At 35.3% G+C, this 22,863-nt stretch carries 10 protein-coding genes and 1 riboswitch; all 10 genes read left to right on the plus strand.

Going from position 1 to position 22,863, the window contains the following annotated elements; translation table 11 throughout:
- Nucleotides 1–227 precede the first annotated feature (227 nt).
- The 10 genes from I4N53_RS09785 to I4N53_RS09830 all read left to right on the plus strand — a co-directional run bounded on the left by I4N53_RS09785 (nt 228) and on the right by I4N53_RS09830 (nt 22,808).
- Nucleotides 228–3,743 carry a tetratricopeptide repeat protein gene (locus I4N53_RS09785; RefSeq protein WP_214496125.1) on the plus strand — a complete coding sequence of 1,172 codons (3,516 nt, stop codon included), beginning with the start codon at nt 228–230 and terminating at the stop codon, nt 3,741–3,743.
- Between the two features lie 36 nt (nt 3,744–3,779).
- Complete coding sequence (locus I4N53_RS09790; RefSeq protein WP_013150734.1) at nt 3,780–4,901, plus strand: response regulator; 1,122 nt, start codon at nt 3,780–3,782, stop codon at nt 4,899–4,901.
- Between the two features lie 64 nt (nt 4,902–4,965).
- Nucleotides 4,966–6,027 carry a response regulator gene (locus tag I4N53_RS09795; protein WP_214496126.1) on the plus strand — a complete coding sequence of 354 codons (1,062 nt, stop codon included), beginning with the start codon at nt 4,966–4,968 and terminating at the stop codon, nt 6,025–6,027.
- A gap of 70 nt (nt 6,028–6,097) precedes the next feature.
- Nucleotides 6,098–7,276: a M20 family metallopeptidase gene (locus I4N53_RS09800; RefSeq protein ID WP_013150732.1), complete on the plus strand. Its 1,179-nt coding sequence runs from the start codon at nt 6,098–6,100 to the stop codon at nt 7,274–7,276.
- Between the two features lie 136 nt (nt 7,277–7,412).
- Nucleotides 7,413–7,524, plus strand: a riboswitch (SAM riboswitch).
- Between the two features lie 67 nt (nt 7,525–7,591).
- Nucleotides 7,592–8,881: a homoserine dehydrogenase gene (locus I4N53_RS09805; protein ID WP_214496127.1), complete on the plus strand. Its 1,290-nt coding sequence runs from the start codon at nt 7,592–7,594 to the stop codon at nt 8,879–8,881.
- 28 nt (nt 8,882–8,909) lie between these two features.
- The gene (locus I4N53_RS09810; protein WP_028991327.1) at nt 8,910–10,193 is read left to right on the plus strand and encodes a homocysteine synthase; all 1,284 of its coding nucleotides are present in this window, start codon (nt 8,910–8,912) and stop codon (nt 10,191–10,193) included.
- A gap of 19 nt (nt 10,194–10,212) precedes the next feature.
- Nucleotides 10,213–11,313: a homoserine O-acetyltransferase gene (locus I4N53_RS09815; RefSeq protein ID WP_214496128.1), complete on the plus strand. Its 1,101-nt coding sequence runs from the start codon at nt 10,213–10,215 to the stop codon at nt 11,311–11,313.
- A gap of 164 nt (nt 11,314–11,477) precedes the next feature.
- Nucleotides 11,478–12,605, plus strand: a complete 1,128-nt coding sequence (locus tag I4N53_RS09820; protein ID WP_214496129.1) for a Gfo/Idh/MocA family protein — start codon at nt 11,478–11,480, stop codon at nt 12,603–12,605.
- 52 nt (nt 12,606–12,657) lie between these two features.
- Nucleotides 12,658–14,037, plus strand: a complete 1,380-nt coding sequence (locus I4N53_RS09825; protein WP_214496130.1) for an RsmB/NOP family class I SAM-dependent RNA methyltransferase — start codon at nt 12,658–12,660, stop codon at nt 14,035–14,037.
- A gap of 107 nt (nt 14,038–14,144) precedes the next feature.
- Nucleotides 14,145–22,808, plus strand: coding sequence for a GH36-type glycosyl hydrolase domain-containing protein (locus I4N53_RS09830; protein WP_214496131.1), 8,664 nt, complete (start codon nt 14,145–14,147; stop codon nt 22,806–22,808).
- Nucleotides 22,809–22,863: the final 55 nt, after the last annotated feature.

The following is a 22,863-nucleotide window of genomic DNA, read 5'->3' on the forward strand; positions in this document are numbered from 1 at the left end:
ACACTATCAAAAAAAAAAAAAACTGTTTTTTCTTCTAATATATTCATTTTATCTTTCTTTCCACACTGAAAAATTTCGCAAATTCTGCTATAATGCTGTTGGTTATTTTCTTTCTCCTCATGGTATTTTTTTTACCTGTGTAAGCTGATTTAATATATGTTATAATTAAATTAAACGGTGTAAAGTTTGAGGACATGACGAGATAAGGAAATCGGGGGGCATATTATATGATATGTTTTAATTGCGGATACAAATTACCCAGTTCTGATAGTAAAGAGTGTAGCTTATGCGGCATGAAATTTCCTTTGAAATGCAAAGTGTGTGGTTCTCCGAACCCAATGATGGCAAAGTTCTGTTTCAACTGCGGTGCAAAAATTGGCAGTCAAGGCGAACGGAGCTCCATACAAAATTTTGATATACTGCCAGAGAGTAGAAAGAATGTAGCGGTTTTGTTTGCAGATGTATCGGGCTTTACAGCACTATCTGAAAAAATGGACCCCGAAGAGGTTCGCGGAATAATTAATGATTGTTTTGATTATATCACAAAACCTGTTTATGAGCTGGAAGGCACTATAGACAAATACATAGGAGATGCTGTAATGGTCCTTTTCGGTGCCAAGTATCCTCATGCCGACGATCCCATAAGGGCTGTGGTATGCGCAATGAAAATGATGGAACTTATAAATAAGTTTTCGAAAGAAGTGCTTCACGACAAGGGAGTGAACCTCAGCCTGTCGATTGGAGTAAACTACGGCCTTGTGGTCACAGGAAGCGTAGGCAACTATTTTGACAAAGATTATACGGTAATTGGTGATACTGTAAATACGGCCCAGAGGCTCCAGTCCAGCGCAGCAAGGGGAGAAATCCTTGTCTCCCAATCGGTTTATGAAGCCACAAAAGATGTGATCAACTATTCGGATCCAAGGGAGATTGTGGTCAAAAACAAAGAGAAACCTGTAAAATGCTATGTTCCTATTGGCATTGCAAAAGATTACGGTAAAGATGATATTCAGCTTGTAGAGCGGGACCATGAAATAAATTTCCTCAATACCATTTTTAGAGATGCTCAAAATTCTAAGGTTATATTCGTTTTAGGCGAGGTGGGTCTTGGTAAGACAAGCCTTATAAAAAAGTTCACATCAGATTTAGATAATAATATAAAGAGGATATGGATAAATAGTGACCCCACCTACCAGAGAAAAGCATACCATTTGATTTCCAACATTTTATACAATGTGATCGATGTCAATCCGGAAACCGATAATAATACAAAAAAAGCCAGACTTATGTCCTACGTAGGTTATATTTTGAAAGGCCGTAGCAAAGATGAAGTTCAGAGGAACTATGATTTTTTAGCCTTTGTTATGGGTTTGGACAGAAGCAAGGATTTTCAGGATATATTGAATTCTATGGAATACCATGATATAAAAAGAGAATTAATAAACCAGCTTTCTATATTTATAAAAGGTCTTTGCATGAATCAGCAAGTTGTTTTTATAGTAGATGACCTACAATTTGCAGATTCCGTGTCTGTTGACATATTGATAGAACTGATAAAACTACTGTCTGAGGTAAAAACCACCTTCATTTTCACCTCCACTTATGAAATAGAAGCGTTTAATACTATAAGTCCCGATAGAATTTATACCTTGAAGCTTAAAAAACTAAGCAAAGAAGGGGTCAGCTTTCAAATATGCCAGTTACTTGGCTGCAAAAATATCGATGGAGGCTTAAACGATGAGATATATCAGCTTACGAACGGCAATCCGCTATATGTAAGGGAGTTTGTTAATGCTGTCAAAAGGGAAGGAAAATTTGTAATCAAGAATAATACCGTTTACTTTAACTTGCAGGGAGTAATTTCACTGCCAGGTAATTTGGAAAGCATTATTTTATCAAACCTTTCGGGGCTGGATGAAGCGACCACAAGGTTTCTGGAGGCTGCTTCGGTAATAGGAAAGGAATTTAACTTATCCTGGGTAAGAAGTTTGCTGGATGTTGATGAGGATGAAATGGAAAGACTCATAAAGCTTCCTGTTCAATTGAATATAATTTCTCCCAAATCTGTTCGAATTACTTCGGGAGCAGTTGACAGGGTCTACATGTTTGAAATAGATACGGCCAGAGAGGTTATATACAACAGCATCCTGAACAGAAATAAACAGTACTACCATAGAAAGCTGGGAGAAATGATAGAGTCGAGGTATAGAGGGGAACTGGAATACTTTTATGAAATCCTCTGTATGCATTTTGAAGCGGCAGGATTAAATAAGAAGGCGGAGGAGTACTATCGAAAAACTGCCGAGAAGTATAAAAGAGACTTTAATTACGACAGCGCCCTGGAATACTACGACAGGTATCTTCAGGCGATAAAGAATGAAGGCGATGAGCCGAGCGATTCAAAGGCTTTACATGCATATATGGATATCGGAGAGATATACTTTTTAATGGCCGAGTATGACAGGGCTCTGGAATATTTAAATTTAGCCTTAAAGATCGCTGAAATGGCGGATGATATTTATTCAATAAAGCTTATGATTGCGAAAGTTTACGAAGAAAAGGCCCAATATAATGAAGCACTAAAAATAATTGAAGAAATTGAACATAGGATAAGGCAGAACAGCAGCCTATACGGGAAGCTGCTTCAGCAGAAGTGCAGCATTTTTCAAAAGCAAGGAAATCCAAAAGCTTTGGAAATAGCGGAGAAATCTGAAGAAATTCTGCTCAGGAACAAAGACTATGAAAATCTTTCAGAGACTCTTAACCGGACGGGGATACTGTATTACACCAGAGGAGACATGGAAAATGCTCTTTTTTATCTGAATAAAGCCTATAATTACGCGGAGAAAATAAATAATTTTAGAATAATGGCCAATGAATCCAACAATCTGGGGATTATTTATCATGCGATGGGAATGATATCAAAAGCTCAGGAATATTTTAACAACTCCATTGAGCTTTCAAAAAAGATATCAAACCTTGCAAATTATATATCCAGCAGTATTAATTTAGGGATACTATACTTAGATAAAGGATTATTTAGAAGGGCTGAGCAACTATTTATGGAGTCCATGGAAAAAGCATATCAAATATCATCAATGTATAAATTGTGTCTTGCTCAGTTGAATATGGGAGATTTGATGTATGAAATCGGAGATTTTGCTAAGGCCTTCGAGTATTATAACAAATCTCTGGAGATAGCGGAAAGCCGAGGATTGCCGGTTGAAGCAGCAATCAACTATTTAGGTATCGCAAGACTGAATTTAAAACTTGGAAACTACGAAAAGGTTCCAGGGATGCTGGAAAACGCATATAAGATATTTACAGATGCTGAAGAAATATCCTATATTAGCGATTACTATAGATACCGCAGTATATACGAACTGCAAAGCAATAATCTGGATACTGCTTTGGAATATTGTAATAAGTCTATATCTGCAGCGATGGAATCCAGGAACGATATGAAGAAACTAAAAGCGTTGCGCCTTAAAGGCATCATATTGGCGAATATGGGAGACTATGCTGAAGCTTTACAAATGTATGAAGAATCCATACAACTTGCTTTACAGTTAGAGTCTGACTATGAGGCGGCCAAAGGGTTTTACAGAAGGCATTCACTTTTTTACGTTTTGAAACGGTATGAAGAAGCGAGACAGGATCTGGAAGAGGCGAGAAAAGCAATAGGCAGGATTGACAAATGCAGATGGACACAAATCATCCAGCAAAGTAACTATTCTAATTGATGGATGTTGTAGATTTGCTTTTGGGTGGGGTATAGAATGAGTAAGACGTTATTGTTTGTAGATGATGAGAAGCAAATATTAAAAGCAATTAGAAGATTATACCTTGATAGTGATTATTGTGTTTATACAGCAGATAGCGGAGAAGAAGCGCTTAAAATATTGGATAATACAAAAGTTGACGTAATAGTGGTCGATATGAAGATGCCTACAATGGATGGGTATGAACTGTTGAAAAGAGTGAAACAAAAGTATCCTTCTACTATAAGGCTCATTTTGAGCGGCTACGCGGAGGAAAAACTGTTTAATGACGCTTTACAGAATAATTTAGCAAAATTGTACATGTTTAAGCCTTGGGACAATGAGAATTTTATTCGGACAATCGAACAGGTAATAGGGGCAAGAGAGATACTCAATAGTGAGGAAACGCTGAAAGGTATAAGCTCAATCATTGGTACTTTAAGAGAAAAAGGTCTTTATGAGGGTTTAAGTTTTGCGCTAGAACAAGTAAGAGATACTCAAAAAGCACTAAAAAAAGTAGCTGAAGATAAAAGGCTGGAAAGGGATACATTAGATATTGTGAATTCTTCTTTTTGGGAAGCACAGGTTGGCTCAATAGAGGAAGCCACCGGTCGCTTAGGTGAGTTTAATATAAAGAATATTATTTTAGCTGCCGTAATATTTGGATATATCAACAAAATTAACCCGAGCGTAAACAAAGAGCTTTTGATTAAGCATGCAACGCTTACTAACAGGATAACGGATTTAATTTATAGGCGCCTGTTAAAGAAGAATTTAAGCGATATATATTTAATTGCAGGATTGCTTCATGATATTGGAAGATATGCTGTTTTGTCTATATTTACAGATGATAATGATGAAGTGAAAGCAAATATGCAGACCTTACACCAAGAAATCGGAGGGTATATATTAGACCATCTTGACTTTACGTATCCTGTTATAGAATCGGCACTATTCCACCATTCTCCATCAGACAGTAGGGTGATATACAGGGAAATAGTGTCTGTGGTACATATTGCGGACTATTATGCAGGAAGATATTTAGGGGAAAATTTAGAAATTGATTTAGACGCAGGTGCATTTGATTTTCTTGGTATCTGCAAGGAAGACTGCGATAAAGTAGTTGACGAAATTCATTAAGGTATTTAATGCTGCCGGGAAACTGCAATTTTTCTTAAAAATACAGTGTTGGAGGGAGCTATATATGAAGGGCAATTCAGTTTTGTTTGTGGATGATGACAAAGAGATACTCAATTCACTAAAGAGGGGACTTATTGACGAGGATTATACATCCTTTTTTGCTATGAGTGCAGAGGAAGCCCTTGCAATAATGGAAGAAAATGAAATAAGTGTCATAGTTACGGATATGAGAATGCCCGGAATGGATGGTCTGCAGCTTTTAAAAATTGTCAAGGAAAAGTACCCAAAGACAGTTAAAATTGTATTGTCGGGTTATACCCAGCTGCCTCAGATATTGGCTGCAATAAACCAAGTCGATATTTTCAAATTTATTACAAAACCGTGGAAATTGGAGGAAGAATTTAAAGTTATAATAAGACAGGCAATAGAATATTACAATCTTGAGCGGGAAAAGGAGATGCTTAAGGAAGCGCTTGAAAAAAGAAATATATTATATCAGAATATCCTGAAATCAACAAATGAAAAGCTTAAGCAAAATAAAATGGATTTAGATAGTATAAGGGAAATAAGCAAATTTGTATTTGCTATTCTAAAACAAAAAAGCGGACTGGCCGGTAATTCCGATATGTTGGATGCAATTCAAGTAATTGAGGATTTGTACCTCGAATACCTGAAAACATTACCGACAAGCATTGTGGATTGTGAACCGAAAAAACTTGAAGCAGATTTAAAGAACTGGTTGCATAACAGGAAACTGAATGATTGGATAAATATCAAAGTAAGCGATGATAGTTCTGCTAGGCCTAGAGGAAACTATATACTGATATTTTATATTGTGTCTTCATTAGTCAAGTATTTACTACAATATGTCAAAGAAACCGTTTTGGACTTGTCTATCAATTTAGAGCATAGCATTCTAATCATTATAATATCGGTTAACAAAGAAGGTCATAATCTTAAAACTGATTATAGGAGTGTTTTGACTGAAAGCGAATTCTTATCATTTTTGAATGCTGTTTGTCAGACAATAGACTGTAGTATGTCCATACAAGATCTTAATGAAAGCTTTTTTATAGAGCTGAAATACCGTTCCAATAACTATGAAAAGGGCCATATCGATGGATAAAGATAATTTTGAAAAACTGCGTAAGGATCATATGAATAAATTTTTTTAGATTAGGAGAGTGGCTACAGATATGGAAGGATTGAAAGAGAAAGTCATTTCTTTTATCGAGAGGATTAAGGAGGAAATTTTTGAAGTCGCCGATGAGATATATAAAAATCCAGAGCTTGGAAATCAAGAATTTAAAGCTTCAAAACTGTTGAGGGAAAAAATAAGTGCTTATGGTTTTTTAGTAAATGAAGTCGAAGGACTGCCAACTGCTTTTTTAGCAAGAAAAAAAGGCCAAAAACCCGGTCCCAAAATAGCCTTTCTAGCTGAATATGATGCTCTTCCGAAAATAGGTCATGCTTGTGGACATAACCTTATTGCAGCTGCAAGTTTCGGAGCCGCGGTGGCTTTAGGAGCGTTGGCTGAAGAGCTTTCCGGCGAAGTGATACTAGTAGGATCTCCTGCAGAAGAAACCGATGGTGCGAAGGTGCTATTGGTAGAAAGAGGTATTTTCAATGATATGGACGCGGCCATGATGGTACATCCTGGCAATAGGACTACTATATATACAACTTCTCTTGCCATGGAAGCCCTGGAGTTTACATACACAGGTAAAGCAGCCCATGCTGCCGCCTCACCTCACCTGGGCATAAACGCTCTGGATGCGGTCATCCTTCTTTTTAACGGCATCAATGCCTTAAGGCAGCAACTGAGACCTGATGCGAGAATCCATGGGATAATTGTCGAAGGGGGTCATACTCCCAATATCATTCCCGAAAGAGCTGTCGCCCGCTTTTACGTGAGGGCGAAGGAAAAAAAATATATGCTTGAAGTAAAGGAGAAAGTTATAGCCTGTGCCAAGGGTGCTGAGTTGTCAACTGGAGCAAAGCTTTCATATAGAAATTTTGAACTTGGTTTTGACAACCTAGTAACTAATAAAACTATGGCTGAGGTATTTAAAGCTAATTTAAAAGAATTGGGCTATCACGATATAAGTGACGAAGAAGAAGGCATCGGTTCAACGGACATGGGAAATGTAAGCCAAGTCGTGCCTTCTATCCATCCCCACATAGCCATAGCTGAAAAGGACGTAGTACCTCATAGCCTGGAATTTTTGAAAGCCGCAGGTTCGACCAGAGGTAAAGAGACAGCCGTACTTTCAGCCAAAGTTCTGGCTATGACTGCGCTAGATATAATGACAAGAGAGGAATTACTAAAAAAGATAAAAGAAGAGTTTGAAGAAACCGTCTTGCGACACAAATAGGAAAATGCTTAGGAAGAGAGGTATATTAAAATTTTGAAAAAATTTAATAAAGAGTACAAAAAAAGTTCTTGACTTTACAGTTTCAAAGTGATAACATAGATTACAACATGCAAAATTGAATATATTACACGCAAACCTCTTATCAAGAGTGGTGGAGGGACTGGCCCGATGAAACCCGGCAACCGGCATTTATATGCGTCTGGTGCCAAATCCTGCAGGTTAGATTATTCTAACCTGAGAGATGAGAGGAGTGGCGGATTATTAGGCCCTCTTCTCATTTCGAAGAGGGCCTAAAAATTTGCTTGGAGGTGTGATATGACAGTAAAAATTGGATTATTGGGACTTGGGACAGTAGGGACAGGAGTATATAAATTGATAACTTCAAGAGGAGGTCATATAAAGGAGAGCACAGGCGTTTATCCTGAGATAAAAAAGATACTCGTGAAAAATCTCAATAAGCCCAGGAAAGTGAAGGTGGAAGGACTACTTACTCAAAATGCTGAAGAAATTTTAAAAGACAAAGAGATAAAAATTGTTATTGAAGCAATAGGTGGTATTTATCCGGCTTACGAATATGTTAAAGAGGCTTTGTTTTCAGGAAAACATGTAATTACTGCAAATAAAGAATTAATAGCCCAATATGGAGAAGAATTAAATGAAATAGCAGAAAAAAATAGAGTATTTCTAAAATGTGAGGCAAGTGTAGGTGGAGCTATACCTATATTGCATCAAATTGATAGATTAAAAATCACAGATGAAATAGATTTTGTGGGCGGTATAGTAAATGGCACTACTAATTATATTCTCACCAAAATGACTACTGAAGGTAGAAGTTATGAAGAAGCACTTAAAGAAGCCCAGCAATTAGGATATGCAGAGGCAAACCCCGATTATGATGTAAAAGGTTTTGATGCCCTTTATAAACTTGTTATATTAATGAGGAAAGTGTTCAATATAAATGTGCCAATAAATTCCATACCTAGAAAAGGAATAGACGAAATCACGACTCAAGATTTAAATTACAGCAATAAATGGGGATATAAAATAAAATTGTTTTCCTGGTGCAAAAAAGTCAAAGATGGTATCTTTGCAGGAGTGGAACCAGTTTTAGTCGAAGAAAATAATATTTTGTCAAGGGTAAACGACGTAAATAATGCTATCATACTTAGAGGGGATAGTTTTGGTGAATATGTTTTTGTAGGAAAAGGTGCTGGAGAACTTCCTACAGGGGATGCTGTAGTGGCTGATTTAATTGATATATTGTTAAACTATGATATCAAGGATAATTTGAGGATAAACTTACTTCCAATTCGTCAGGGAAGTTTTACAGATACTTTTTATATAAGGCTTAAACTTTACAAAGAAGATATTTTAGGTTTGAAAAAAGTTTTAAAGTTTTTAAAAGAACAAAGGGTATCAATTGTGGAATCTTCCTCTGAAAATGGTACGTTTGCAGCTATTGTGAAGACAAAGAAAAATGTAGAGGAATTAATAGAAAAATTAGAAGAAATAACCGAAATAAAAGCTTTTTTTAAAGTTTTACAAGAGAATATAATAGAAGAATTAAAGTTAAGTGAATTTGAGGATTTTGTTGAAGTAATTTAAAAAATTTTTGTGAAAGGAGTTAAAAAATATGGCTAAAAAATATGGTTTTTCAACTTTAGCAATCCATGAAGGTTGGGAGCCTGATCCAGCTACAGGTGCCGTAGCCCTTCCAATATTTCAAACTTCTTCCTATGCTTTTAAAAGTACTCAACATGCTGCAGACCTTTTTGCCTTAAAAGAAGAAGGATATATATATTCTCGAATGATGAACCCTACTGTTGACGTTTTTGAAAAAAGAATGGCTGCATTAGAAGGTGGGGTAGGTGCCCTTGCTGTATCCTCAGGTCAAGCAGCTATAACGCTGGCGGTTACTAATATCGCAGGAGTAGGAGACGAGATTGTATCTTCTACCAATCTTTATGGAGGGACTTATAATCTTTTTGCGACTACTTTGAAAAAGTTTGGTATAAATTTTAAATTTGTAGACCCTAAAAATCCTGAGAACTTTAAAAGTCAAATAACAGATAAGACAAAAGCATTATACGTTGAAACTATTGGAAATCCAAAGATTGACGTGGCTGACATTGAAAAAATAGCAGAAATTGCCCACACTGCAGGAATTCCTCTAATTGTAGATAATACTTTTGCAACTCCTTACCTTGCCCGACCTATCGAGTTTGGAGCTGATATAGTAGTACATTCGGCGACTAAATTTATAGGTGGACATGGGACTTCTATAGGTGGAGTTATAGTAGATTCTGGAAAATTTAATTGGGACAATGGAAAGTTTCCAGAACTTACAGAACCAGATCCAAGTTATCATGGTATAAGGTATGTAAAAGATGTAGGTGAAGCGGCTTATATTGTAAAAGCAAGGGTGCAGCTTTTAAGGGATTTGGGTACTGCTTTGAGTCCCTTTAATGCATTTTTATTCGCACAAGGATTAGAGACTCTATCCCTTAGGATGGAAAGGCACAGTCAAAATGCTTTAAAAGTTGCAGAGTTTTTAGCTTCTCATCCATATGTTTCTTGGGTGAGTTATCCAGGACTTAAATCAAGTCCCTACTATGCTTTAGCACAAAAGTATTTGCCAAGAGGGCAAGGAGGAGTCTTGACTTTTGGCATAAAGGGTGGATTAAAAGCGGGCATTAAGTTTATAGAGAGCTTAAAATTATTTACTCATCTTGCTAATATAGGGGATGCAAAGTCGTTGGTTATACATCCGGCTAGCACAACTCATCAGCAGTTATCAAAAGAAGAACAGTTGGCTTCTGGTGTGACGGAGGATATGATAAGACTTTCGGTAGGGCTAGAAGACATAGAAGATATATTAGAAGACCTTGATAATGCCCTTTATGCATCGCAAAAATAGATAAGAAAGGTTGATGTAAATGATAGTTGAGGAAAAAAAGGTTACACTAAGAGGGAAAAATATATTCACTACAGAAAGTGGATATAGCTTTGATGAGCTTACTATTGTTTATGAAACTTATGGAAAATTAAATAAAGAAAAAAATAACGTAATACTTGTAGAACACGCTTTAAGTGGCAGTGCTCATGCAGCAGGTGTACATCCTGGAAAAAATAACGTGGGTTGGTGGGACCCTTTAATTGGTCCCGGCAAATATATTGATACAAACAAATATTTTGTCATATGTTCTAATTTTCTCGGCAGTTGTTATGGAACTACAGGTCCTTCTTCTATAGACCCCAAAACAGGGAAACCTTACGGCTTGAGGTTTCCGAAGATTAATATAAGAGACATGGTGAGAGTGCAAAAACTTCTTTTAGATTATCTTGGCATAGACCGGATAAAAGTTGTTATTGGAGGGTCTATGGGGGGAATGCAGGCTTTGGAGTGGGCAGTAACATACCCGGATTTAGTGGATAAATCTATTGTTATAGCTGCCGATTATAAGCTTACCCCTCTTAATATTGCGTATAACCATGTAGGTATACAATGCATATTAAATGATCCACATTTTTATGGCGGTGATTACTATGATAAACCACATAAACCTGATAAAGGGTTGAGCACTGCCAGGATGTTAGGAATGATAACCTACAAAAGCGGTGATTTATTTGACTATAGATTTGATAGGTTAAGAGATGAAAACAATTTTGAAGTGGAGAATTACCTCAACTATCATGGTTTGTCTTTTATAAACAGGTTTGATGCAAATTCATATTTATATATTTTATGGGCTATGAATGAACATGACATTACGAAACCTTATGGTTCATTAAAGATGGCACTTAAAAGGATTAAAGCAGAAATACTCATGATAGGGATAGATACAGATATGATTTTTCCTTCAAAATACATGAAAGACTTTATTAAAAAGCTAAATGCTTCAGGAGGTTATGGTAAATTTGAAGAAGTATCTTCAATGCAAGGGCATGACTCTTTTTTGGTGGATATAGATAAGATTGGACCTATTATTGCAGAGTTTATAGAAGAGACATACAATAAAGAAATGGCATGTATATGATGTGCCTCGTGCAAAAGGTGTTCTGCATGAATTTAATTGACGACTCTAATGAGTGATGAAATATCTACAAAATTTTTTTATTCCCTTATAAAAGGGATTTCTTTTTTATGCTTTTTATCAATGTTATAATTAATAAGTGAATTTTCGAAAAGAGGTGAACTGTAATGTCAAAAAGACAAATAAAACTTGGCTTTATAGGGCTTGGCTTTATTGGCACAATCCATTCTATAGCTTGTTTTTCAATGCCTTTAATATTTAAAAACCTTCCTTTTGAGGTGAAACTTGGACCTGTCTGCAAAAATAACACAGAAGATATACCACATTTTTTTGAAAAAGGTGTAAAAAGTATTGAAGAAATGTTGGAAGAGTGCGACGTTGATGCTGTCGACATATGTACCCCTAATTACCTTCATTATGAACAAGCGATGAAAGCGATAGAAAAAGGTATTCCATTATATCTTGAAAAGCCAATGGGAGTTAACGGCAAAGAAGCCTATGAAATAATGGAAAAGGCAAAAGAAAAAAGGCTAATACATCAAACAGCTTTAATGTACAGGTTTATGCCTGCGGTAAACCAAGCAAGAGACATGATAAAAAATGGAGAGATAGGTGAAATTTTAAATTTTAAGGCTTTGATGCTTCACTCGGGTTATATGGACCCTAAGAGGCCTATGTCTTGGAAAATGAAAAAAGCTACTTCTGGTGGTGGCGCCATAGTTGACATGGGTATACACCTTGTGGATGCAGTGAGATTTATGATAGGAGAAATAAAGTCTTTGAGAGCAAATTCCAAGACATATTTTAAAAAAAGGCCTGTATCCAAAGGCTCTGATATTTATGAAGAAGTAGATGTAGATGACTGGACAAGTGTAGAAGTAGAAATGGAAAATGGAGGTTGGGGAAGCATCGAAGCTTCAAGGATATCTCCGGACCTTGAGGAAGAGACTATATTTGAAATATATGGAACAAAAGGGTCAATAAAAATAACTACAAAGCAGCCTCGTTATGCTATATTATATAAAAAGCAAGAAAATATTCAAATAATTGGCGATTACGATAAAAAAAGCAAATTTAGCGAGTATAGTATGTCAATATATCCTCCAGAAAAGTATTCTCTTGGGTGGATGGTAGATTTACATATGGCAAGCCTTATAAACTTTTTTACAAATATTGTAGAGGGTAAAATTGTATTTAGTGAGACGCCGACTTTTGACGAGGCCTATAAAGACCAATTAATTTTGGATAAAATATTGTTGTCAGCGGAAAATAATGGGAAAGTTATTAGTATCTAAAAGATTAGTTGCCAGTATATTATTCAATCAATAAGATAGGGGTAGTAATAAGATGAAAATTATAGTAAAAGAAGAGTTTTTGAAGAGAATGGAGCAATTACTTAAAGAAGAGTATGAGGATTTTTTAAAGGAATACGACAAAAAACCTCAAAAAGGTTTAAGAGTGAATACATTAAAAATCGGTGTAGAAGAGTTTAAAAAAATTGTTCCTTTTGAGATAACACCTATTCCTTGGTGTCCAACAGGATTTTATTACGACAAAGAGGAAAAGGCAGGCAATAATTTGTACCATGTTTTAGGACTTTATTATATTCAAGAACCGACAGCAATGGCAGTTGTGGAGGTATTAGATCCTAAACCAGGGGAAAAAATTCTTGATGTAAGTGCAGCACCGGGAGGTAAAACTACCCATATAGCCACAAAAATTGGCGATGAAGGGCTTATTGTTGCTAATGAAATAGATAAAAAAAGAATAAAAGCATTAGTAGAAAATGTAGAGAGAATGGGGATAAGAAATATTGTCATAACAAATGAAACTCCTGAAAAGTTGACTACTGCATTTGAAGGATATTTTGACAAAATCTTGGTAGATGCTCCTTGCTCAGGAGAGGGGATGTTCAGAAAAGACCCTACAGCGAGAAAAATTTGGTCATTAAATAATGTGATAAGTTGCTCCATAACACAGAAAAATATACTTAGAAATGTAGCGCCGTTATTGAAGCCGGGAGGCATTTTGGTTTATTCTACCTGCACTTTTTCGCCAGAAGAAAACGAAGGAGTTATAAAAAAATTTTTAGAAGAATATCCAGAGTTTAAAGTTGAAAAAAGTGAAATGAGTAAATTTTTTGACAGAGGTTATCCAGAATGGGTGGAAGGACCTGAAGATTTGAAAAAATGTATGAGATTGTGGCCCCACAAAGTAAGAGGAGAAGGACATTTTATAGCAAAATTGAGAAAAAAAGAGGGAGAAGCAAATTCTAAATTCAAAAGGAGGAAGGGTAAAAAAAAACAAAAAGAATTACAACTGTTTTACGATTTTGCTGATAGATATCTTAGTTTAGACTTAGGTAATTTAAATATTGAAGTGCATAATGATTTTGTTTACCATGTACCACAAGGCTTACCGGATTTAAGTAATATACGAGTTTACAGATACGGTTGGCAGTTGGGAGAGCTTAAGAAAAACAGGTTTGAGCCTTCTCACTGGTTGGCAATGGGGATTAAAACTTACCAAGCTAGAAGATTTCTGGAACTTGAAAGAAAACAGAGGGAAAAATATTTAAAAGGAGAAACTTTTGAATTGAGCTTAGAAGACGGATGGATTCTTTTTACTATAGAAGGATTTCCAGCAGGATGGGGAAGGGTTGCAAAAGGAATAGTTAAAAATTACTATCCTAAGTGGCTCAGAGACATAGAAGTATGGGAAGAATAGTTGTGTGTGCTCGCATATGCGAGCTTTTATTTTTTTGCTTTAAAATCGCAATTTGGGGGAATAATATTTTTAGCATAAAATTGCAGTGGAGAAGGGGTTGACAGACTGTGTGGTACATAGTAGCTTTAGTTTTGCTTTTAATAGCAACTTCAATAGTACATGTTTCAAAAAATCAGAGATTAAATAGAGAAGACTCGATGAGGGATTTTGATGATATTATTCTAAATTCAGAAGAAATGGAAAAACATGCAGCCGAAATAGCGCAGAATCACAACATAATGAAGAGAACTAAATTATCTTATTTGTTAATTCCGCGGATGAATAAAAACTACAACTACATAAAAAATGTTTATAGAAATTTGAACAGCATCTTAAAGGAAGAGGATGTCTATATTTCTCAAGAAGAGGAATGGCTGTTAGACAACTTTTATATAATCGAAGAGCAAGTCAAAGAAATAAGAAAAAGTTTGTCAAAAAGTTATTATTCCGGACTTCCAGGGATTAAAAATGGTTTATTCAAAGGCTACCCAAGAATATATGCTATAGCCTTTGAGCTGGTTCTTCACACTGATGGGAAAATTGATGAAAAAGCCATAATTAATTTTATAAAGGCTTATCAGACAAAGGCTTTGCTTTCCAGCTCTGAGCTGTGGGCTTTAAGCCTTATGATACGCATTGCTTTGGTGGAGAAAATAAAAAAGATTTGCGAGAAAATTGTAGAAACTCGCAGCCAAAGAGAAAAAGCAGAGAAAATACTTACATTGCTTTTACAAAAAGAAATGAAATATGAAGAAGTGAAAAAGCTCATAAGGGAAAACATCAACGTTGCGGATAAATTTCCTCTTCAGTTTATTGAGCATTTGGTAAGTAGACTTAGAAAAGAAGGGAATAGTTCTGCTAATATTATACAGTCTATAGAGAAGATTTTGATGGAATATGACACTAGCATCAGTGATGTAGCAGAAAAGGCTCATCAAATACAGGTCAAAAGACAGATTTCTATAGGCAATGCTATTACCAGTTTAAAAACTGTTTCATCACTGGATTGGGCACAAATTTTTGAAAGTTTGAGTTCTGTAGAACAAGTGTTAAGGCAAGACCCAGATGGTACGTATCCTAAGATGGATTTTGAATCAAGAGATTATTACAGGCATGAAATAGAAAAGATAGCCAAATATTATAATACTTCAGAAACATATGTTGCTAAAAAGGCTATTGAATGTGCAAAAGAAGTGGCAGAACAAGAGGGAGAACTAGGGTATATAAACCATGTAGGATTTTACCTTGTAGGAAAAGGAAGAAGTATTCTTGAAAATAAGCTGAGTAATAAATCAAAAAGGACAATAAGCTGGATAGAAATTGCCAAAAAATCTCCCGAAACTTTGTATCTAAGTTTAATTTTAACTTTTATATTATTAGGAGAATTTTTGGTATTGAAATATATAGCAAATTTTTTCAACAGGTGGGACATGCTATTCATCTCCGCTCTAATTCTTCTCGTGCCTTTTAGCGAAATATCAATTCAATTAGTAAATTGGATTTTAATGCATATTTTTAGGCCAGTGATATTGCCAAAAATTGAGTTAAAAGAAGGTATTCCTGAAGATGCTAAGACAATGGTAGTTATTTCTTCTCTTTTGCCAGATGAAAAAAGGACAAAAGAGCTGATTGAAAATCTTGAGGTGTATTATCACGCCAACAGAGAAAAGAATTTGTATTTTGGCTTATTAGGGGATTTTAAAGACGCTCCTTTTGAGGTTATGTCGGAGGATGAGAAGATTGTAAAGTGTGCTTTGGAACAAATTGAAAAGTTAAACGAGAAATATTCTAAAAACGGCGAAAAGATATTTTACTATTTCCACAGAAAAAGAAAATACAATCAAATGCAAAAAAGCTGGATGGGCTGGGAAAGAAAAAGAGGAGCTCTTGTCGAATTTAATGAACTTTTAAGAGGGAAGGAAGATACGAGTTTTTATGTAGTTAGTGGAGATGTTGCCAAACTAAATATAAAATATGTAATAACTTTGGATGCAGATACAAATTTGCCTATTGATACTGCTAAAAAATTAGTAGGTACTATGTTGCATCCCTTAAACAAAGCAGTGATTGACAGAGATTATGGTGTAGTAGTAGAGGGATATGGACTATTGCAACCTAGAATAGGCATTGATATAGAAAGCGCAAATGCTACACTGTTTTCTAAAATCTATGCTGGAGAAGGCGGTATAGATCCATATACTACAGCAGTATCAGATGTTTATCAGGATTTGTTCGGAGAAGGCATATATACAGGTAAAGGAATATACGATGTAGATGTATTTAGAGAACTTTTAAGAGATACTATACCGGATAATTCTATTTTAAGTCATGACCTTTTAGAAGGGTCCTTTGTGCGAACCGGTCTTGTCAGTGATATAGAATTGATTGATGGCTATCCTGCTAAATACAATTCCTATATCATGAGACTGCACAGATGGGTAAGAGGGGATTGGCAGTTATTGCCTTATTTGAAATCTAAAATAAAAAATAGAAAAGGAGAAATGGTAAAAAACCCCCTTTCTTTAATAACTAAATGGAAAATTATAGACAACCTAAGAAGAAGTGTTGTTTCAGTTGCCTTGATGTTAATGCTATTTTTAGGATTTAGCCTTTTGCCGGGAAGCAGTTTTTTATGGTTAGGGGTTGCGATTTTAACTGTATTCTTCCCAATTCTACCTGCTTTAGTTGACACTATTTTTAAAGGCCAGTTCAGACACTATTGGGAAAAAAGACATAAAGCCGTGATAACAAGCATAGAAGCCGCTTTTTATCAATCATTACTTAATTTTGTGTTTTTACCCTATCAAGCTTATATGATGGCAGATGCAATAGTTAGAACATTGACGAGACTGTATATAACTCGAAAGAATTTATTAGAATGGATTACGGCTGCTGACATGGAGAAGCGACTTAGAAATGACTTTGCAAGTTTTTTTAAAAGAATGTGGATAGTTTTAGTAGAGGGATTAGCATTAGTTGCATTAGCTATGTATTTTAAACCCCAAGATTTAATTGGGGCAATAGTGCTTTTTTTCCTTTGGGCAATTTCTCCCTACATTGCTTTTTATATAAGCCAGCCAATAATTTCAAAAGAAAAAACTGTGTCACAAGAGGAAATGGAGGAATTGCGACTAATTGCGAGAAAAACCTGGAGATTTTTTGAAGACTTTGTGACAGAAAGCCAGAATTATCTACCACCAGATAATTTTCAAGAAGACCCGCCTAATGGGATTGCGGAGAGAACGTCACCTACAAACATAGGACTTTACTTGGTTTCAGTAGTTGGAGCAAGAGATTTAGGCTATATAACCACAACTGAGATGGTAGAAAGAATCAAAAAAACCCTCACTACAATTGGAAAAATGGAAAAATGGAACGGCCATTTGTACAATTGGTACAATACGAGGACTTTAGAGCCTTTAAGGCCCTATTATGTGTCTACTGTCGATAGCGGAAATTTAGTAGGTTATTTGATTACAGTAAAGGAAGCAATAGGTGAATTTTTAAATAAACCTCTTATAGATATTGAATTGGCAAAAGGCTTAAAAGATACTATCAAAATGTTGAATATAGAAGGAATTACTGAAGATATTTTTAGAAACATTTTAAATAAAAAAACTTTAATGCCATCTGATTGGGAGGTATTCTTAAGTAAAATTAGTGAGAAACTTTCAAGTACAGAAGATGAGGTAGGAAATATTGAAAGGTTAAAGAATATAATTGGGGCTTTAAAAAGGGAGATGAAAGAATTTTTAGCATGGACAGAATTTGATGAAAGACAGAAAGAGCAAGAAATTTTTAAAAGATATAAGGAGGTTTTTGAAGAACATTCATCTCCAAAAGAATTGGAAAAAGTCTATAAAAACTATTTATTAGAAATAGAAGAAGTTTTTGAAAAAGCTACAGAAGAGGGGAAAGCTTTGTTAAAAAGTCAAAAAGATAAAGTTGCCCGGGCTTTGGAGAAAATCAAAAACTTGGAGGCAGAGATTGAAAATATAAAGAGTATAATTGAAAATTTGGTAGAAAAAACAGAGTTCAGACATTTGTATGATGAAAAAAGACAGTTATTCTCAATAGGATACAATGTTGAGGAGGAAAAACTTACAAAGTCTTATTATGACTTGTTGGCTTCGGAAGCAAGGCAAGCAAGTTTTATTGCTATTGCAAAAAGAGAAATTGATAAAAAACATTGGTTTAAATTGGGCCGGATGCTTGCCATTGAAAATCGTTATAAAGGCTTGGTATCTTGGTCTGGAACGATGTTTGAGTACTTTATGCCCCTTTTAATAATGAAAAATTACCAAAATACTTTATTGGATGAAACTTATGCCTTTGCTGTAAGAGTGCAAAAAAATTATGCTAAAGAATTAGGAATTCCATGGGGTATATCGGAGTCCGGATTTTACGCTTTTGACATAAATTTGAATTATCAGTACAAAGCTTTTGGAGTCCCAAGTCTAGGTCTTAAAAGGGGATTATCCCACGACAAAGTAGTAGCTCCTTATGGGTCTTTGCTGGCTATTGGAGTAGATGTAGAAGGGGTGCTACAAAACATAAGGTTCCTTAAAAAAGAAGGAGTTGAAGGGAAATACGGTTTTTATGAAGCGATAGATTATACACCAGAAAGAGTTCCTTTTGGCAAGAAAAGTGCGATAGTCAAAAGCTTTATGGCTCATCACCAAGGTATGGCTTTTGTGGCTTTAGACAATTTTATAAATAACAATATAATGCAAAAAAGATTTCATAAAGACCCAAGTATAAAAGCTACTCAAATATTATTACAAGAAAAAATGCCAATGTATTTAGATATAACGAGGGAAGAAAGAGAAGAAGCAAGAAAAATTCAAAAAGTTCGCAAAGAAGATGGAGACTTTGTAAGGGTTTTAGGAGAACCAAAAACTTGGCTGCCAGAGGTTCATATTTTATCGAGCGGAAGATATTTTGTAATGCTTACAGAAAAAGGGACAGGATACAGTAAAAATAACAAAGGTATTTTCTTGACAAGATGGAGGAAAGACTTGGCGCAAGATTTTGGTACCTTTATATTTGTTCAAAATATAAACTCTAATACTGTATGGTCAGCCACTTACGCTCCCTTTTACGAAAAAGGTCAGAATTACAGGGTTGTTTTCTCTGCAGATAAAGCAGAATACTTTAAAAGAGTTGGAAATATAGATACTCACTTAGAGATAGTCGTTTCACCAGAGGATGATGTGGAGATAAGGCGATTGACTTTAAAAAATCATAGTAAACATCCGAGAATATTAGAAATTACAAGTTTTGGAGAAATAAGCTTAATAGATTTGCCAACAGATGTGGCACATCCTGCTTTTAATAAACTTTTTGTAAAAACAGAATTTTTAAAGGAAGAAGATGCAATTTTAGTCTGCAGAAAGCCAAGGGAACAAGGAAAAAGTAAACTATGGGCTGTGCACAAGGTAGCAGTTTTAAGTGGAGAAATTGTGGGAGATACTCAGTTTGAAACTGATAGAGCAAAATTTATAGGAAGAGGAAGAAGTCTAAAAAATCCAATTGCTTTAGAAGCTGATCAGCCCCTTTCCAATACAGAAGGAGCAGTCCTCGATCCTATTGTAAGTTTAAGGAAAAGAGTAAAAGTAATGCCAGGGGAAGTAGCAAAAGTAGTATATATTTCTGCAATAACTGAAACTAAAGAAGAAGCCATAAAAATTGCTGCAAAATACAAAGAGGAAAATGTAGTAGAAAGAGCTTTTGAAATGTCGTGGACAAGAAGTAGGGTAGAATTAGATTATCTTAATTTAAAACCCAGAGAATTAGGCCTTTTGCAAAGAATGTTGGCTCACATTTTATTTGTGAGTCCTCAACGCAGGTATAGAGAAGAGATGATTTTGAAAAATGTAAAAGGTCAATCTGGTCTGTGGGCATATGGGATTTCAGGAGATTTGCCAATTGTGTTAGTAGAGATAGAAAAGATGGAAGAAATAGAAATGGTAAAGTGGTTTTTAAAAGCTTATGAATATTGGAAAATGAAAGGGATAAATATTGACCTTGTGATATTAAACAAAGATAAAAGCGGTTATCTACAGCCCTTACATGATAAGATAAAAGAATTAATTAATACTACCTTTTCTTATGACATTTTTGGCAAATATGGAGGCGTATATTTGTTACAGCAAAATAATTTAAAAGAGGAAGATGTATATCTTTTAAATACTGTTGTTGCCCTTAAGTTTGAAGGAGGAAATGAATCTATTTACGACCAGATAATGATTAAAGAGACAAAAAACGCTCCAAAACTTAAAAATTGGGTCAAAAAAGTACAAAATTTTGAAGAAATCAAATTAGAGGAATTACCATTAGATTATTACAATGGTTTTGGAGGATTTAGCTATGATGGCAAAGAGTATATCATAAAGTGGGAAGGCAAAAGTACTCCTGCTCCTTGGATAAATGTGATTTCCAACCCTTCTTTTGGCTTTCAGGTGTCAGAAACAGGAGCAGGGTATACTTGGGCAGAAAACAGCCGGGAATACAAATTGACTCCATGGTACAATGACGCTGTTTTAGACCCCCATGGAGAGGTAATTTATTTAACAGATGAGGAAACAGGGGACAGATGGTCAATTACTCCTTTACCTGCTGGTAAAGCAAAAGTTCATTATATAAAACATGGTTTTGGGTATACTTCATTTGAAACAATATGCTGTGGTTTAAGCCAACACTTAAAGATGTTTGTAGCAAAGGAAGATTCTATAAAGATAAATTTAGTTACCATCAAAAATTTAGGGAATGAAAACAGGAAACTTACAGTATCTTATTACATAAGGCCAGTTTTAGGAGTAACTGATGAGATTACTTTTCCGTATCTATTTACAAAGTACGATGAAAAAATAGGAGCATTAATGATTAAAAATGTGTACAATGAAGATTTTGCTAATAGATTAGCATTTTTGTCAGCTTCAGAAAAGATAAATTCATTTACAGGCGACAGAGCAGAGTTTATAGGAGTTGCTTCAAGTTTAACTTTACCCCAAGCATTGGAATATGAGACTCTCTCAAATTCTACAGGAATATCATTAGACCCCTGTGCTGCAATACAATTTCATGTAGAAGTAAAAGCTAAAGAAGAAAAGCAATTTACAATCTTGTTAGGACATGGTAAAAACGAAGAAGAAGTAAAAAGGTTGATTTTAAAGTATACAAATGTTGAAAATTGTCAGAATGAATTGCAAAGAGTCCAAGAATTTTGGCAAGAGCTTCTAAGAAGGATACAGATTAAAACTCCTGACAAGTCAATGGATTTACTTGTAAATGGATGGCTGCCTTATCAAACAATTGCGTGTAGATTGTGGGCAAGGTCAGCTTTTTATCAATCAGGAGGAGCTTATGGCTTTAGAGACCAATTGCAGGATGCTATGAATATGGTATATCTAGAGCCAGAATTTACAAAAAATCAAATAGTCAACGCTTGCCAGCATCAGTTTGTTGAAGGAGATGTGCAACATTGGTGGCATCCTGTATTAAATAAAGGTATAAGGACAAAATTTGCCGATGACTTGTTGTGGCTTCCTTACGTCACAGCTGACTATATAGAAAAGACAGGAGATTGGCCTATACTGGACATAGAAGTAAATTACTTAGAAGATTTGCCTTTAAAAGAAGAAGAGGAAGAAAGATATTCAACACCTCGTATATCTGAAACAAAAGGTACAGTATATGAGCATTGCATAAGGGCTATAGACTATTCGTTAAAATTTGGAGAACATGGCTTGCCTTTGATGGGGGCTGGCGACTGGAATGACGGAATGAATAAGGTAGGAAACAAAGGGAAAGGGGAAAGTGTATGGCTTGGCTGGTTTTTGTACACTATTCTTCAGAAGTTTTCGCCCATATGTCAAACTAAAAAGGATGAAGAACATGCAAAAAAGTATCAAGAAATAGCTAATAAATTAATAAAAGCTATAGAAGAAAATGCATGGGACGGAAGTTGGTACAGAAGGGCTTACTTTGACGATGGGACACCTTTAGGATCTGTAGACAATTCAGAATGTAAAATTGATTCCATATCTCAATCTTGGTCTGTTATATCTAAAGCGGGAAAAGAAGTAAGAGTAAAAGAGGCAATGAAGGCTGTTGTAAATTATTTGGTCAATGAGGAAGAAGGGATAATAAAGCTTTTAACCCCTCCCTTTGACAACGGGGATTTAAATCCGGGGTATATAAAAGGATATGTTCCAGGAGTTAGAGAAAATGGGGGTCAATACACTCATGCGGCAGCATGGGTAATACTCGCCTTTGCAGAGCTAGGAGAAGGAGATAGAGCATGGCAACTTTACAATATGATAAATCCTATAAATCACACCAGGACCCCTATTGAGTGTATGAAGTATAAAGTAGAGCCCTATGTCATGGCTGCAGATGTGTATGCGGTAGAACCTCATGTAGGAAGAGGAGGTTGGACGTGGTATACTGGCGCAGCAGGTTGGATGTACAGAATAGCAATTGAGAACCTCTTGGGTTTGAAAAAATACGGAGAAAAACTTATAATAGATCCTTGTATACCCCAAAATTGGGATAAATATGTGATAGAATATAACTATAAAAATATCAAATATTTAATAGAGGTAAGAAATCCTAATGGTGTTAACAAAGGCGTAAAGGAAGTATATATAGATGGGGAGCTTGTTACAGATAAGACTATTGATTTAACAAAGAAGGGGAATAGTCATCAGGTTTTAGTGATAATGGGATAATAAGAAGCTATGACGACTTTGTCATAGTTTCTTATTATCATTTTGCTTTAAGTTA

The sequence above is a fragment of the Thermoanaerobacter sp. CM-CNRG TB177 genome (assembly GCF_018588165.1).
Classification (GTDB): Bacteria; Bacillota; Thermoanaerobacteria; order Thermoanaerobacterales; family Thermoanaerobacteraceae; genus Thermoanaerobacter; species Thermoanaerobacter thermocopriae.

Coding starts and splice junctions, on each gene's coding strand:
- I4N53_RS09785 (WP_214496125.1), top strand. CDS start 228: ATGATATGTTTTAATTGCGGATACAAATTACCCAGTTCTGATAGTAAA.
- I4N53_RS09790 (WP_013150734.1), top strand. CDS start 3,780: ATGAGTAAGACGTTATTGTTTGTAGATGATGAGAAGCAAATATTAAAA.
- I4N53_RS09795 (WP_214496126.1), top strand. CDS start 4,966: ATGAAGGGCAATTCAGTTTTGTTTGTGGATGATGACAAAGAGATACTC.
- I4N53_RS09800 (WP_013150732.1), top strand. CDS start 6,098: ATGGAAGGATTGAAAGAGAAAGTCATTTCTTTTATCGAGAGGATTAAG.
- I4N53_RS09805 (WP_214496127.1), top strand. CDS start 7,592: ATGACAGTAAAAATTGGATTATTGGGACTTGGGACAGTAGGGACAGGA.
- I4N53_RS09810 (WP_028991327.1), top strand. CDS start 8,910: ATGGCTAAAAAATATGGTTTTTCAACTTTAGCAATCCATGAAGGTTGG.
- I4N53_RS09815 (WP_214496128.1), top strand. CDS start 10,213: ATGATAGTTGAGGAAAAAAAGGTTACACTAAGAGGGAAAAATATATTC.
- I4N53_RS09820 (WP_214496129.1), top strand. CDS start 11,478: ATGTCAAAAAGACAAATAAAACTTGGCTTTATAGGGCTTGGCTTTATT.
- I4N53_RS09825 (WP_214496130.1), top strand. CDS start 12,658: ATGAAAATTATAGTAAAAGAAGAGTTTTTGAAGAGAATGGAGCAATTA.